This is a genomic window from Nonomuraea sp. AD125B (assembly GCF_041402765.1).
GTDB lineage: Bacteria > Actinomycetota > Actinomycetes > Streptosporangiales > Streptosporangiaceae > Nonomuraea > Nonomuraea bangladeshensis.
Genome location: NZ_JBGLOU010000026.1, coordinates 41,566 through 55,388 on the forward strand (window position 1 = coordinate 41,566; position 13,823 = coordinate 55,388).

At 73.0% G+C, this 13,823-nt stretch carries 14 protein-coding genes; 7 read left to right on the forward strand and 7 right to left on the reverse strand.

Annotated features, from left to right (window positions below):
* Positions 1–121: 121 nt before the first annotated feature.
* Genes ACBR40_RS43760 through ACBR40_RS43770 form a run of 3 tightly spaced genes read left to right on the forward strand, consistent with a single transcriptional unit; the run spans position 122 to position 2,193 of the window.
* Positions 122–1,069: an anion permease gene (locus ACBR40_RS43760; RefSeq protein ID WP_371252544.1), complete on the forward strand. Its 948-nt coding sequence runs from the start codon at positions 122–124 to the stop codon at positions 1,067–1,069.
* Positions 1,066–1,701, forward strand: a complete 636-nt coding sequence (locus tag ACBR40_RS43765; protein WP_344207103.1) for a DUF47 family protein — start codon at positions 1,066–1,068, stop codon at positions 1,699–1,701. The genes ACBR40_RS43760 and ACBR40_RS43765 overlap by 4 nt, the downstream gene beginning before the upstream one ends.
* A gap of 39 nt (positions 1,702–1,740) precedes the next feature.
* Positions 1,741–2,193, forward strand: coding sequence for a hypothetical protein (locus tag ACBR40_RS43770; RefSeq protein WP_371252545.1), 453 nt, complete (start codon positions 1,741–1,743; stop codon positions 2,191–2,193).
* 175 nt (positions 2,194–2,368) lie between these two features.
* On the opposite strand, the gene ACBR40_RS43775 is transcribed toward ACBR40_RS43770, so the two are convergent.
* Positions 2,369–3,295 carry a zinc-binding dehydrogenase gene (locus tag ACBR40_RS43775; protein ID WP_371252546.1) on the reverse strand — a complete coding sequence of 309 codons (927 nt, stop codon included), beginning with the start codon at positions 3,293–3,295 and terminating at the stop codon, positions 2,369–2,371.
* 81 nt (positions 3,296–3,376) lie between these two features.
* On the opposite strand from ACBR40_RS43775, the gene ACBR40_RS43780 reads away from it, so the two are divergent.
* Both ACBR40_RS43780 and ACBR40_RS43785 read left to right on the forward strand, forming a co-directional pair.
* Positions 3,377–4,003, forward strand: a complete 627-nt coding sequence (locus ACBR40_RS43780) for a helix-turn-helix domain-containing protein (RefSeq protein ID WP_344207100.1) — start codon at positions 3,377–3,379, stop codon at positions 4,001–4,003.
* Positions 4,004–4,020: 17 nt separating this feature from the next.
* Entirely contained in the window at positions 4,021–4,818 is a 798-nt protein-coding gene (locus ACBR40_RS43785; RefSeq protein ID WP_344207099.1) for a hypothetical protein, read from the forward strand.
* Here the strand turns inward: ACBR40_RS43785 and ACBR40_RS43790 are convergent.
* The 6 genes from ACBR40_RS43790 to ACBR40_RS43815 all read right to left on the reverse strand — a co-directional run bounded on the left by ACBR40_RS43790 (position 4,805) and on the right by ACBR40_RS43815 (position 11,815).
* Complete coding sequence (locus ACBR40_RS43790) at positions 4,805–5,245, reverse strand: NUDIX domain-containing protein (RefSeq protein ID WP_344207098.1); 441 nt, start codon at positions 5,243–5,245, stop codon at positions 4,805–4,807. The two genes, ACBR40_RS43785 and ACBR40_RS43790, sit on opposite strands and share 14 nt — an antisense overlap.
* A 13-nt stretch (positions 5,246–5,258) precedes the next feature.
* On the reverse strand, positions 5,259–6,224 hold the full coding sequence (locus ACBR40_RS43795; RefSeq protein ID WP_344207097.1) for a DUF523 and DUF1722 domain-containing protein: 966 nt from the start codon (positions 6,222–6,224) through the stop codon (positions 5,259–5,261).
* Between the two features lie 71 nt (positions 6,225–6,295).
* Positions 6,296–7,999, reverse strand: coding sequence for a tetratricopeptide repeat protein (locus ACBR40_RS43800; RefSeq protein WP_371252547.1), 1,704 nt, complete (start codon positions 7,997–7,999; stop codon positions 6,296–6,298).
* Between the two features lie 201 nt (positions 8,000–8,200).
* A complete protein-coding gene (locus ACBR40_RS43805) occupies positions 8,201–9,460 on the reverse strand; it encodes a DMT family transporter (protein ID WP_371252548.1) in 1,260 nt (419 codons plus the stop codon).
* 304 nt (positions 9,461–9,764) lie between these two features.
* Entirely contained in the window at positions 9,765–10,268 is a 504-nt protein-coding gene (locus ACBR40_RS43810; protein WP_344207094.1) for a GNAT family N-acetyltransferase, read from the reverse strand.
* Positions 10,265–11,815, reverse strand: coding sequence for an XRE family transcriptional regulator (locus tag ACBR40_RS43815; protein WP_344207093.1), 1,551 nt, complete (start codon positions 11,813–11,815; stop codon positions 10,265–10,267). Before ACBR40_RS43815 ends, ACBR40_RS43810 begins: the two co-directional genes overlap by 4 nt.
* 271 nt (positions 11,816–12,086) lie before the next feature.
* On the opposite strand from ACBR40_RS43815, the gene ACBR40_RS43820 reads away from it, so the two are divergent.
* The gene (locus ACBR40_RS43820) at positions 12,087–12,371 is read left to right on the forward strand and encodes a hypothetical protein (RefSeq protein WP_344207092.1); all 285 of its coding nucleotides are present in this window, start codon (positions 12,087–12,089) and stop codon (positions 12,369–12,371) included.
* A gap of 454 nt (positions 12,372–12,825) precedes the next feature.
* Positions 12,826–13,821: a mechanosensitive ion channel family protein gene (locus tag ACBR40_RS43825; RefSeq protein WP_344207091.1), complete on the forward strand. Its 996-nt coding sequence runs from the start codon at positions 12,826–12,828 to the stop codon at positions 13,819–13,821.
* Positions 13,822–13,823 lie beyond the last annotated feature (2 nt).

The following is a 13,823-nucleotide window of genomic DNA, read 5'->3' on the forward strand; positions in this document are numbered from 1 at the left end:
AGGAGTGTCGCCGGGGACACGCTGGGCGATCAAATATGGGGTAGTTATCCGGCATTGCGGACGATTTGGGTAACTCGGCCGGGTCCCGCCTCATCGTCCTGAGCCGACGGGGGTGGAGCGCGTGCCTTTGGACGCCGTCGTCCTGGTCGTGGTCGCCGCCCTGTTCGCGATCGTGTCCGGGATCAACGACGGCGGCGCGCTGCTCGCCACCGGGCTCAAGCTGCCCACGGTGCGGCCGGCGATGGGCATCCTCGGGCTGATCCTCATGGTGGCGGTCGTGCCGCTGCTGTCCTACCAGGTGGCGTTGACGTTCGTGGACCGGCTGGCGCACTTCGACGCGCCCGGCGGGCGGATCGCGACGTCGGCGGCCGTGCTCGCGGCGCTCGGCGTGGTCGTCGCGCTCAGCGTCAAGGGCCGCCCGACCAGCCTCACCCTCGCCGTCGTGGGCGGGCTCACCGGGGCGGGCCTCGGCTGGGGGCTGCCGGTGTCGGGGGCGACGGTGGCGCAGGTGCTCGCCTTCGGCGTCGCCGCCCCGATCGTCGGCGGGCTGCTGGCATGGGTGCTGATCCGGCTGCTGGCGCTGGTGACGGGCTCGCGGGGGCTCGGGCGGTGGCACCGGCTGGGCTTCCTGCTGCAGACCGTCGCGTACGCCGCCAACGACGCCCAGAAGATGCTCGCGCTCTTCATGATCGCCATCGGCTTCCGCGACGCGCCGGCCCCGTACACGGCGCTGGTGGCCGTGCTCTTCGGGATCGGCGTCCTCTACGGGTTGCCGAGGGCGGGCCGCACGCTGAGCCGGGAGATCATCGTCTCCAGGCCCCCGCACGGCGTCGCCGCCGAGCTGGCGTCGGGGCTGGCGGTCATCGGCTGCGCGGCGGCCGGGATGCCGGTGAGCATGACCCAGGCCATCGCGGGCGGCCTCATCGGCGCGGGCGTCGCGCAGGGCAGCGGCCGGGTGCGCTGGTACGCGGCGTTGAAGATCGCGACGGCCTGGCTGCTGACCCTGCCGGCCAGCGCGCTGGCGGGCTGGGTCCTGGCCCTGGCGGTGAAAGGACTGAGAGCGTTGTGAAGCGGCTGCGGTGGATCAGGGATCTCATCTCCGGGCGCATGGACGCCGGGGTGACCGAAGCGCTGCTCGGCCAGCTTGAAGCCACCAAGGAGGGGGCCTGGCTGGCCATGGCCATGATCGGCGGCGAGGTCGGGCGCACGGGGGCGCACGAGCGGATGCGCTCCATCGAGCACCTGGGCGACGAGGAGCGGGCCCGCCTCGTGGACGAGCTCCAGTCCGCCCTCGTCACGCCGATCGACAGGGAGGACCTGTTCCGGCTGTCGCGCTCGATCGACGACGTGCTGGACTCGCTGCGGGACTTCGTGCGCGAGTCCCATCTGTACCGGGTGCCGGAGCAGATCCGCTTCACGCCCATGCTCGACCAGGTGATCGTCGGCATCGACGCCCTGGAGCAGGCCGTACGCGACCTGGCCGCGAGCCCGTCGGCGGTCGAGGTGGACGCGCTGGAGGCGAAGAAGGCGGGCGGGGCGATCCGGCGGATGTACCAGTACGAGATCTCGCGCATCTTCTCGGGCGACGAGCTGACCCCGGAGAAGATGAAGGAGCGGGAGCTGGTGCGGCGGCTGGAGATCGTCGGGGTGGCGATCGGCGAGGCGGCGGACGCCATCGCGGACGGCGCCATGAAGCGCTGAGCGGCTCCCCCACCGGCCCTGGATGAGAACATGGAGGTCATGGCGGGGCGAATGGGGCGGGCGGCCGCGGTGTGCGCCGTCCTCGGGGTGCTGTGGTGGGCCACCGTCCGCGTCGCCTGGCTCGGCGTGGGCTGCGCGGACTGGGGGTGCCTCGCGCCGTCGGTCGGGCTGCTCGTGGTGATCAGCCTGGTGCTGCTGGCCGGGGCCGTACGGGTGCTGGAGCGGGTGGACGTACGACCCGCGCGGCGGGTGGCGCTGGTGGCCGCCGGGGCGCTGGTGGTGTTCCGGCTGGCCGGGGAGGCGCTGCCGTCGTGGACGTCGCAGTGGGCGGACTTGGCGGCGGCGGGGGCGGCGTTCGCGGGGGCGGGGGTCGTGGCGGCGTTCGTGACCGAGTCGCGGGTCCACCGGGGGTGGCGGGTGGCGGCGGCGCTGACGCTGGTCACGCTGCCGCCACTCGCCCTGGCCCTGACCCTGGCCAGGTCACCCCTCTGACGGCCCGCGCCCGCAGCCCGCTGACGGCCCCGCCCGCAGCCCGTTGACGGCCCCGTTCGCAGCCCGCTGAGGTCCCCGCCCGCAGCCCGTTGACGGCCCGCGTCCGCAGCCCGCCGATGGCTCCTCCGCGGTCCTTTGAAGGCCCTGTCTCAGAGACCGCCTCTTGGGGCGGCCTTCAGGGGACCAGCAGGGTCTTGCCGACGACCGTCCTGGCCTCGATGGCCGCGTGGGCGGACGCGGCGGACGCCAGGGGGACGACCGCGCCGATCACCGGGCGGAGACGGCCGGCCGCGGCCTCGGCCAGCGCCGCCCGTGACAGCTCGCGCAGGTCCGTGTCCGGCCAGGCGACGGCCTTGACGCGCGGGTCGGGGGTGGTCATGGGGCCGCCCGCCATGCCGTACACGCTGATCCGCCCGCCGTCCTTCAGCAGCCCCTGCGCCGCCGCGCCGATGTCGCCGCCGACGCCGTCGAAGACGAGATCGAGCCCGCCCGTCGCGGCGCGCACCTCGCCGGCCCAGCCCGGCCGCGTGTAGTCGACGGTCAGCTCGGCCCCCAAACCGGCGGCCAGCTCGCGCTTGGCGGCGGAGCCGGCCGCCGCGACCACGCGGGCCCCGGCGGCGCTCGCGAGCTGCACGAGCAGGCTGCCCACGCCGCCGCCCGCCGCCTCCACCAGCACCCACTCCCCCGGCGCAGGGGCGGCGGCGCGTGCCAGGCCGAGCGCGGTGCGCCCGTCGGCCAGCAGCGCGACGGCGTGCTCGGGCGACAGCCCCTCAGGAACGGGGATGACGTCCTCGGCGCCGGCCACCGCCAGCTCCGCGTAGCCGCCCTGACCGCCGAGCGTGGTGACGACGAGCGTGCCGGTCAACGCAGGGTCCACGCCCTCCCCCACCGCCAGCACGGTGCCCGCCACCCCGTTGCCGAGGACGGCGGGCAGCTCGGCCCGCCGCGGGCCCCGGTCGGCGCGCACCTGCGTCTCCACGAACGTCACGCCCGCCACCGTGACCCGCACCAGCACCTGCCCCGGCCCGGCGACCGGGTCCGGCACCTCCTCGGCGACCAGTTCCTCCGGTCCGCCGTACCGCCTCAGGACCACCGCGCGCATGTCCCAGCCCTTCCGGTTATCGGAGCGATTCGCTCCGCAATCTTTATCGGAGCGTACCGCTCCGCGACTATCGTGGTCACCATGTCCGGACGCGGCAGGCAGGCCGAGGCGGCGCGCAACGATCTGCGGCTGCTGCGGGCGGCGCACGAGGTGTTCACGACGCAGGGGTTCGACGCGCCGGTCTCGGCCATCGCCCGGCAGGCGGGCGTGGGCATGGGCAGCCTCTACCGCCGCTACCGCACCAAGGAGGAGCTGCTCCAGCGGCTGTGCCTCATCGCCATGGAGCGCGTCGCCGAGGCCGCCGAGACGGCCCTCGCCGACGACGACCCGTGGTCCGGCCTGGAGGGGTACGTACGGCAATGCGTGGGCCTGCGCTCCGGCGCGCTCGCCCCCGTCGCGGGCACCATCGAGGTCACCCCCGAGATGTGGCGCGTCTCGCGCCGGGCCACCGAGCTGGCCGGGCGGCTCGTCGGGCGGGCGCACGCGGCCGGCGTGCTCAGGCGGGACGTGACCGCCCTCGACCTCTCCCTGCTCATCGAGCAGTTCAGCCGCCCCGCGCCCGGCCCGCCCGACCCCGCGCAGGAGCACGTCAAGCGGCGGCTGCTCGCCATCGCGCTCGACGGCCTGCGCGCCCCCGGCCGCACCCCGCTGCCCGGCGAGCCGCCGGGCGCGGAGTGGTACGAAGGCCGCTGGGGAGAGCGCCCGTAGGGTCTACGGTGGGGTGCGTGGCGTTCAACGACCTGCTCGACGACCTTGACCAAAGCGCCGCGGCCCAGGCCGCCGGGATCCGGCGCGGCTACGGCGGGCCGCCGCCCCGCACGGTGTCCGCGTGCGCCGGCTTGACCCGGCTGCGCTGCGCGTCGCTGCTGAAACCCCTCTACGCGTGGGTGGCCGCGGACCGCATCCCCGACCGGGAACGCTGGCGCCGGCACGCCGAGCCCGCGGTCGTGGTCTCCTCCAACGCCGACACGCTCAACCTGTGGCTCGGCGTCGGGCCCGGCGTCATCCTCGACGACCTCCGCGAGCGCACGGGCGTGTCCTGGACCCCGCCCAACGGCGACCCCTCGCGCTTCGGCTCGGTCGAGGTCGCCGCCGAGGAGGTCGCGACCGCGTACGCGGTGCTCGCCCAGTCCGCGGCGGCCGGCGACCCGGTGGCCGCCGACGTGCTGGAGTGGATGCGGCAGGTGGAGGGCGAGCAGACGTTCGGGGTCCGGGAGGCGCTCGGCTCGGCCGAGGCGGCCGTCAAGTGCGGCTGGTACGGCGCCCCCGACGAGACCTGCCTGCGCACCCACGCGGTCGCCCTGCTGCCGCGCGGCGGCACCCGGGTGAGCGTCGTCGTCGGCATGACCGCGCTGCCCTTCCCCGACGCCGCCGCCCGCGAGGACTACCGGCAGCGGGTGGGCAAGGGCCTGCCGGTGGAGCAGGTGCACGACCAGCTGTCCGGCACGCTGCTGCGCGGGCTGATGGCGACGACGCTGACCGAGCTGGGCGGCGCGAAGCTCCGGCGGCCTACTGGTCCGTGAGCCGGCGGACGACCTCTGCCAGGCCCGGCGGCTCCAGCCCCGCCGCGGGCAGCTCCTCGGCCCACACGTACCCGAGGTACGCCTCCCGCTCCTCCTCCGTCAGCCCGTCCGGCCTGACGACCGGCCGGGCCCCGGCGAACCTGGCGAGGTAGAACGACTCGTCCTTGACGTAGCGGACGCCCAGCCAGGCGTAGTCGCGGGCCACCACGACGTGCCGGTCGAGCACCGCCGAGCCGGGCAGCCCGGTCTCCTCGGTCAGCTCGCGGCGGGCGGCGTCGAGCGCCGTCTCCCCCGGGTCGATGCCGCCCCCGGGCGGTTCCCACAGGTCGGCCCGGGCGACGCGGTCGTACCAGTGCAGCAGCAACACCCGGCCGTCGCGGTCGAGGCAGACGACGCGGGCGGCGGGACGGGCGCTCACGTGCTCCATCCCCCGAGGCTAGCTATCCGAGAGCCGGCACGTGGTTGCGGAGCCGCAGGTCGTCCGGGTAGGGCGAGAAGTAGGTCTGGTCGCGGACGTAATCGGCCGCCTCGCCCCGCGCGTGGTGGCGCAGCAGCGTCGTCGGGACGCTCAGCGGCACCACGCCGGCCCGGTAGGACTCGATCACCTCGGCCAGGTCGGCGCGCCGGGTCGGGTCGAGGGCGAGCATGCCCATGGCGTGCTGCAGCACGTTGACGTTCCTGCCCAGCGTGGCCTTGCTCGCCAGCGCCTCGCGGAAGAGCGCGGCGTAGGCGGCGGCCACCTCCTCATGGGGCCGGACGCCCGCCTCGGCGACCACCCGCCCGGCCTGCCGGTAGCGGAGCGGGTCGTGGGCGAGGAGCTGCATCTTGTGCCGGGCGTGGAAGGCGACCAGGTCGCGGGGCCGCCAGTCGCCGGCGAGCAGCGCCCGCAGCCGGGCGTGCGCGAACACGCGCTCCACGAAGCTCTCGCGCAGCAGCGCGTCGTGCAGGCGGCCTTCGTCCTCGACCGGCAGCAGCGGATGGGCCGCGATGACCGTCTCGGCGAACAGGCCCCTGTTGCGCCGGTCGGCGGGCGTCCCGTCGGCGCGGTAGACGGGCACGCCGTGGATGCCGCAGGTGGGGCTCTTGGCCTTGAAGACGTACCCGTCGACGTCGAGCGCGGCGGCCCGCTCGGCGGCGAGCGCGCGCATCCGGTCGGTCAGGTCGACGTGGGTGGCGCGGGTCCTCAGCCGGGGGCCGTCGTCGGCGGCCTCCAGCCGCAGGGTCTCGCGGGGCGTGCCGAGGCCCGCCTCCATCTCGGGGCAGATGCGGATCCAGTCGACGTACGGGTCGAGCGCGTCGGTGAGGAAGCGGTCGCGGCTGTGGCCGCCGTTGTATCTGACCAGCTCGCCCAGCAGGCAGCTCGACACCGCCACCCGCGGTCGCGCGTCCGGCCTGCCCGTGATCATCCTTCCATCCAATCCCGTCAGGTGAGCGCGGGCAACCAAGGCCGGGGAGATCCGCCGCAAGGCCGCCCGATTCAGGAGAAGGCGCTCGCGCGCCGCTCGTCGGCCTCGGCCTCCTCCGTGCGGCCCAGGGCGCGCAGCGCGACGGCGCGGTTGCCGTACAGTTCGGGCTGGGGCTGGAGGTCGATGGCCCGGCTCAGGTCCTCGATCGCGCCTTCGACGTCGCCGGTCGCGTACCGCAGCACCCCCCGGTTCCCCCAGGCCGCGGCCAGGTCGGGCGCGGCCGACACGGCCTCGTCCAGCGCCGCCGCGGCCGCGTCGAACCGGCCCGCCGACGTCTCCAGCTGCCCCAGCACGGTCAGCAGGTGCGGGTTGCCGGGCGCGCGGGCGAGCCCGGCGGCCACCTCGGCCGCGGCCTCCTCGTCGCGTCCCAGGGCGGCCAGCAGCCCGGCCCGGTTGATGGAGGCGTCCAGGTGAGCCGGGTCGAGCTCGACGACCCGGGCGAGGTCGGCGAGCGCGCCCTCGGTGTCGCCGCGCGTCACGCGCAGCTCGGCCCGGTTGTAGTACGCCTCCGGCAGCGGCGGCCCCGCCCGCATGGCCTGCTCGTAGTCGGCCAGCGCCTCCTCGTGCCGGCCGAGCCTGAGCAGCAGGTTGCCGCGCTCCAGGTAGTGGTCGGGGAAGGCGGGGTCGAGGGCGATGGCGGCCCCGTAGTCGTCCAGGGCCTCCTTGTCGCGGCCGAGCGCGGCGAGCAGCTGGGCCCGGTTGGCCAGCAGCACCATGCGGTGCAGCGGATGCCGCTCCCCCAGCTCGCGGGCCAGCTCGATGGCCGACTCCACCAGCGCCAGCGCGGCCTCGGGCCGCTGCCCGCGCAGCTCGACCAGGGCCAGGCCGTTGCGGTCGAAGCCGAGCTTGAAGGCCCGTTCGGCGGGGTCGGGCAGGAGGGAGGAGACGGCGATGGCCAGGTTGATCCAGCGCCGGGCGCGGCCGAGGTCGCGACGGGCGGGGTCGGGGTGGCGGGCGTCCAGCATGGCGGTGCCGTACGCCGCCGCCGCGTGCATCTTCGGGTCCTGGCTGACCTCGCGCACCCAGTCCCAGAGCGCCCGTGCCTCGGCGGTACGGCCGAGCCCGCCGAGCGCGGTCGCGGTGCGCTGCGCGAAGCCCCACCACGAGGCCCCGCCGGGCTCGGTCCTGGCGAGACCGCGCTCCCCCAGTTCTGCGACGGCGTGCAGGAAGCCCTCGCGCATGGAGCGGTCCACGACGGCCCAGAGCGCGGCGGCGTCCCGCGTGTCGGGCGGCGGCTCGGGGCCGCCGGTGCAGAGCAGCAGGGTGAGCGTGCCGGGCGGTAGGCGGCGGGCCAGCACGTCGAGCAGTTCGAGGTCGGTGGGGTCGGCCTCGGCGAGGTTGCACACGGCCAGCGCCCGCCCCGGCGGCACGGCGGCGCGGACGAACTCGGCGAGGCCGTTGGCCAGCCGCAGCGTGCGGCGCGGCGCGGGCACGAGGATGCGTTCGTCGTCGCTCAGCGCGGCGTCGATCGTCACCCGCCGGGCCGGGACCAGCTCGGCCAGCTCGGGCGCCGCCGCCCGGATCTCGATGTCGTGGGCCGCCACCAGCTCCGCCGAGCGTTCGAGGGTCTCGGGCACCAGCCTGCGCAGCAGCGCCGCCGCGACGGTGTAGGGGCCGCGTGGCCGCCGGTGCGCGTCGATCATCGGCATCAGCAGCCGCGCGGCCTGCCAGCTCTCGGGCGGTGCGCCCTCGACCTTGAGGTGGGACCCGGTCACCCCTTGTGGATGACGCTGGAGGTCCCGGCGAGCCTCTTGGGGCCAGGCTTGCGGACGACGATGCGTTTCATGACGTGCCTCTCCACTCGCGCGGGGGTGATGCCCTTTCAGGAGGGCATCCCTACGCATATCAAGGTTCGCGGTGGATAAGCCGGAGGGCCGGGGATAAGAAGTAGTTGCCTTTTGACTGGTTTCCCTAACCTATTTGGTGCCGAACCACCGAGGCATCGACTCCATGCGATTGCGCTCGGTCTCCTCCATCAACTCACACAGGCAGCGGCCCAGGAGCGTGACCGATCGGCAGCAGCCGGGGCCGGGCAGGTTCCTGGCGCGCACGATGATGGTGGCGCGCTCGATGAGGCGTTCGAGGCTGGGCTCGCCGCCGCCCTTGAGCGAGCGGGTGTGCCAGGGGCAGGAGGCGGTGTCCACGCAGGCGCTCTTGGCGATGATCGGGGTCGGCCCGGCGCAGGGGGCCGCCGGCTCCTCGCGCTTGACGCGGAGGTCCTTCAGCACCTTCGCGGCCCTGCGGGACAGGTCGAGAAGCTCGCGTCGGTCCGGCACGCGCTCCTTCTCGGGCGGGGCGGCCCGTTCGTCCGGCGCGACGGCCCGCTTGTCCGGCGTGGCCCGCGCGGGGACGGCGAGCAGCATCGCGGCCGCCATGAGCCCGCCGCCCACCACCATGCTCCAGCCGAGCTGCTCGTGGAACCAGATCACCGCGATGAGGGCCACGAAAACGGGCTGCGACGACATGAGGACGGCGCTCGGGATGGCCGGCACGTGCGCCTGGCCGTAGGAGCGGGCGAGGAACCCCAGCGCGCACGACACCACCGACAGGTGCGCGAGCAGCAGCCAGTCGGGCGCGCTCGAAGGGAGCGTGATGCCGTCCCTGGCGCCGGCGAGGCCCGTGGTCAGCCCGATGGTGGCGAGCTGGATCGCGGTCAGCGCGTACGGCTGGAAGGCCCGCTGCTTGGAGATATGCCCGAGCATGAGCGTGTGACCGGAGTAGAGCGCCGCCGCGGCGAGGGTGGCCGCGAGCGCGATCAGCGAGATCTCGTGCTCCTCGACGCCGCGCATCAGCGTGAACGCGGTCATCCCGGCGAGCGCGAAGACGACGCCGTACCAGATGCGGGTCTGCACCCGGGCCTTGTGGATGAGGAGCGCCAGGATGGGCGTGATCACCACGCTGCACCCCACGGCGAACCCCGACACCGCCGACGGCAGCCCGTGCAGCGCCACGGCCTGCGCGGTCTGCCCGATGCCGAACATGATCCCCAGGATGACCCCGTTGATCCACGTCTCGCGCGGCAGCCCCCGAAGGCAGCGCGGCCGGATCAGCAGGAGCGTCAGCGCCGCGAGCAGATAGCGCTCGGCGAGGAGGTCCTCGACCGGTAACCGGTGGATGAGGTCTTTCATCAGCGGGAACGCCGACCCCCAAGCGGCGCTGACGAACAACAGAAGCACGGCTCCCAGGAGGGGTCGGGGAGCGGGCACACCTGCCATGGCTGAAGCATCTCACTACTATTCGCAGCCGTGGATGTACAGCCAGCGAGCCGGGCAGGTTCCTCTACCACTTGGAGTGAAGACACTCACCCGCGGGTTCGTACATCCCTACCTCGCACGCACCGGGGGTCGCCCCATCTCCTCACTTATCCCGCTTCACGGGAATGGCGCGTCCTGTCCACAACAGGGAGGATCGGCGGAACGGTCACGCCGAACGAGGCCGGAGGGGGATGGCCTCGGGAGGGGGAAACGCGAGGGGGCCGGGCTAGAGCGCGCCGGACGCCGCGTCGAGGACCGCGGGAGGAGCCAGGCGCTTCTCGCCGTAGACGACGGTCAGGTCGCCCACGCGCTCCCTGGACAGCTCGCGCCAGCCCTGGCGCCGGTAGAGCGACAGCGCCGCACCCTGGTTGAGCGTGGTGTCGCCTCTGACGCTGCGGAACCCGAGCTCCGCCGCGCGCTGTTCGAGCGCGCGCAGCATGGCCGCGCCGAAGCCGCGCCGCTGGAACTCGGGATGGACGCGCAACCGGCAGACCTCGGCCGTCACGGTGTCGACGGGTCTCAGCCCGCCCATCGCGATGACCCGCCCGCCGGTCTCCCCGACGAGGAAGTCACCGCCGCAGGCCAGGTAGAGGTCCTGGATGCGGGGGAAGTCGTCGTCGTAGTAGACGCCGTCGCCGGGGAACAGGCCCACCTGGGCGAGGCAGATCTGGTGCAGCGTGAGAATGGTGTCGAGATCGGACCAGCGATAGCGCCTGATGGTCAGCTTCACGCACCGCCCCCTTTCATCTGTGCCCTCGGGCGCCGCAGCGCGGCGCGGAACTCCTCAAGACCGGGCGCGTGCGGGTCCTGCGCCACGATCAGCTGCTCCAGCGCCGTGGCCGGGCGCACGATGAAGTCGGTCAGGTATTCGTTGCCCACCAGGTGGAGCGCCTTGGTCGCGACGGACACCGCCTCGGCGACGTCGCCGTCGATCAGCCGGCACTGCGCCTGGTCCAGCCGGATCAGCGTCTGGTCGAGGATGTGGTCCTCGTAGGCGCTGAGCGCCTGGTCGAGCACCACCTCGGCCTCCAGCGTCTGGCCGAGCTTGGTGAGCACGTCGCCCTGGTAGAAGTAGAGCTGCTTCTCGGTGTAGCCGAAGGCGAGGTCTTCCTTGTCCTCGTCCTGCATGTGGCTGAAGGCGTTCCTGGCCCGGGCGAGCGCCCGCTTGGCCTGGTCGACGACCTCCTTCTTGCTGTCGATGCCCGACATCATGGCCAGCGCCCTGGCCTCGACGACCGGAGCCATGGCCTGGGCGACGCACGGGGTGTTGCCGGCCAGGTCGCGGCTCTTCTTCGCGAGGTGCAGCGCCTCGCGGGCGTCGCCGAAGTAGAGAGGGACGAGGGACTCACGGGCGCAGATCCAGGCCCGCAGCGCGCGGTCGCCGGTCTCGTCGGCCGCCACCCGCCCGGTGCGGAAGAACGAGCGGGCCAGGCGGTGGTCGCCGAGGTTGATGAGGATCATGCCGCTCAGCCCGGAGAGCTGGGCGGCCATCCGGCACAGCCGATCCGTCAGGTCGATGGGCTGGCGCCTGGACATCGCCGTACGGACCGCGCTCAGCTCCAGCAGCACGTCGCACAGCAGCCGCAGCGGGGCCGTCGTGGTGTATTGGCGGCCGAAGCTGGCCGTCGCCTCCTCCCACTGGTCGAGCATCTGGGCGGAGACGGTGGCCGCCACGAGCGTCTCGTCCATGCGGCGCCTGATGCCCTCGCACGCGCCGAGCACGGGGCCGTCGAGCTGCTCCGAGAGGTTCGTGTCGGTGTTGAGCAGGTTTAACAGCGTGCGGCGGAGGATGTTCTCGTCCTCCTCCGTCTCCGGGTCGATCACCATCGGGTGGAGCACCAGGTCGCGCTCGGCCAGCGTCAGGGGGCGGGGGATGTTCTCGCCGCTGACGGTGCCGGGCATGCGGTGACCGTGCCCGCAGATGCACGGCGCGTCGAAGCCGAGCGAGGAGGGCTCGACCCGGTAGACCGTGCAGAGGTAGTGGAGGTATTCGGGCCCCGGGCGCTTGAGCCCGCTCTCGTACGCGGACAGCAGCGTCTCGCCGATGCCCGGCGCTGGTTTCTGATCTCGATCGAACAGGGCCCTGACCTGCTCGATCACGTCGGCCAGCGCGATGCCGTGCGCCAGGCGATGCGCCTTGATCCGGCTCGTGCTGAACTGCGACGCGCATGCTTCGTGGATCTCGTCGGCTATCTGGGCGGAAGTGCGCCCCGCGGCGAGGCCCTTGGCCCGGATCCGCCGCGCGATCTCCGTCTCCCTGTGCTGCCTGCCGGACATCCCGGCCCCTCTCCCGCAAGTCTCGACCGGTCCGCAACTGATGACTGATCGTAGTCATCAAGTCGCAGCGCGCCTACCCATGACTATGAAGCAACGAAGACTGGAAGGAAACGCTCCGCGACAAGCCTACGGTTAAGGATCGTCCTCCCAGGGGCTGTTTCTTACATCCCATGAGGGAGAAGCAACTCCCCGTAGCCGGATTCCGCTCGTTGCGCCCGCCGCCGTCTTGAGCCATCTTTGGCCCACCAGCAGCGATTCCTAGGAGGACACGGTGGGGGACGACGACTACGAGCGGCTGGAACGTCTGGTCAAGGAGCTCGGCGCCCGCGGGTTGCTCGCCCGAGTGGTCCGGACCCAGGGCGGCCGGCAGTTCGTACGGGTGATCAACCCGAAGGCGACCAGCCTGACGGAGAACGTGACCTGCCGCTCGGCCACCATCTCCGACATGCCGGACTGGTGGTACTGCTGGTCCTGGGGCGAGCGGATGCACACGGCCGACGACCCGGCCGGTGCGGCGACGAAGGTCGCCCGAGTGCTCGCCGCCGTGGGCGAGTGACGACGGCGGTGATCCGGATGGAACGCGGCCATCACGGCTCACCGCGACCACGGCGGCTCCTCGGAGCCGGCGGGGTGACCGGTGCGGAGGGCTCCGACCGAAGGCGCCCTGTGTCACTCCGCCGGTTCCCGCCCTTTCGGGGGCGGCAGATCTCGCGCGCACGGCTCGCACCCGTGCGCGTGGCCAAGCCACCCGTCCCACCGGGGCGGGTGTTCGGGGGATCCCTCCCGGAACCGGCGCGGGACATGCTTCCGGGTGCGTGTCCCGTTCCGAGCCGTCCGTCATCGGAGCGTGGGCTCTCTCCCTCCGCGGCCCAGAGAGCCCGCGTCCCCGTCTTCCCCGGCGTGATGTGACGGCGGGCGGTTCGGTCGGCGGTATTTTGGATCCGAACTAGATCAACTAGATCAACTCGGTCCAAAGCCGATCGAACCGCTTCCGGAGGGGGATCCACCCAGTGCTACTGCTGGTGACACCGTCGCCACAGCCCTCGTCGACGTCCACGGTCCTGCCCGACCTGGACACGCTCACGAACGGAGTGAGCACGGTCTGCCAGAACGACACGGTGCTCTGCTCCACGCTCGCGGGGGTGTTCGACAACGCGCCCTGGGCGCCGCTGGTGGCGACCGCCATCACGATCGTCCTGATCGTGGTGTTCGCGTTCGTGATCCGCAACATCGCCCACCGGGTGATCACCCGGGTGGTCAACCGGGCGGCCGCGGGCGGCTCGATCACCAGCAGGTTCCGCAAGGGCGCGCCCCCTGACAGCATCGACGTGCTGCTGCACGAGCGGCGCAAGCAGCGGGCCGAGACCATGGGCTCGGTGCTGAGGTACATCGCCTCGATCGTCATCCTGGGCACCGCGGCGCTGACCGTGCTCGACCGGCTGACCATCCCCATCGCGCCCGTGCTGACCAGCGTCGGCATCCTCGGCGTGGCCATCGGCTTCGGCGCCCAGGAGCTGGTGAAGGACTTCATCGCGGGCCTGTTCATGCTGATGGAGGACCAGTACGGCGTCGGCGACGTGATCGACGCGGGCGCCGCCGTCGGCACCGTCGAGGCCGTGACCCTGCGGGTGACCCGCCTGCGCGACTCCGACGGCCGCGTCTGGTACGTGCGCAACGGCACGATCACCCGAGTCGGCAACGAGTCGCAGGGCTGGTCGCGCGCCTTCGTGGACGTCCCGGTCGCCTATGACGCCGACGTGGTCACCGTGAAGGTGCTGCTTGAGCACACCGCCGAGGAGATGTGGGCCGACTCCGAGCTGCGCGAGAGCAAGATGGTCGAGCAGCCCCAGGTCTTCGGCGTGGAGCAGATGTCCAACAGCGCGATGGTGTTCCGCGTCACGGTCAAGACCCTGCCGTCCGCGCAGGCCGAGGTGGCGCGGGAGCTCCGGCTCCGGGTCAAGACGGCCATGGACACCGCGGGCATTCCCATGGTCGCGATTGCCTAAGC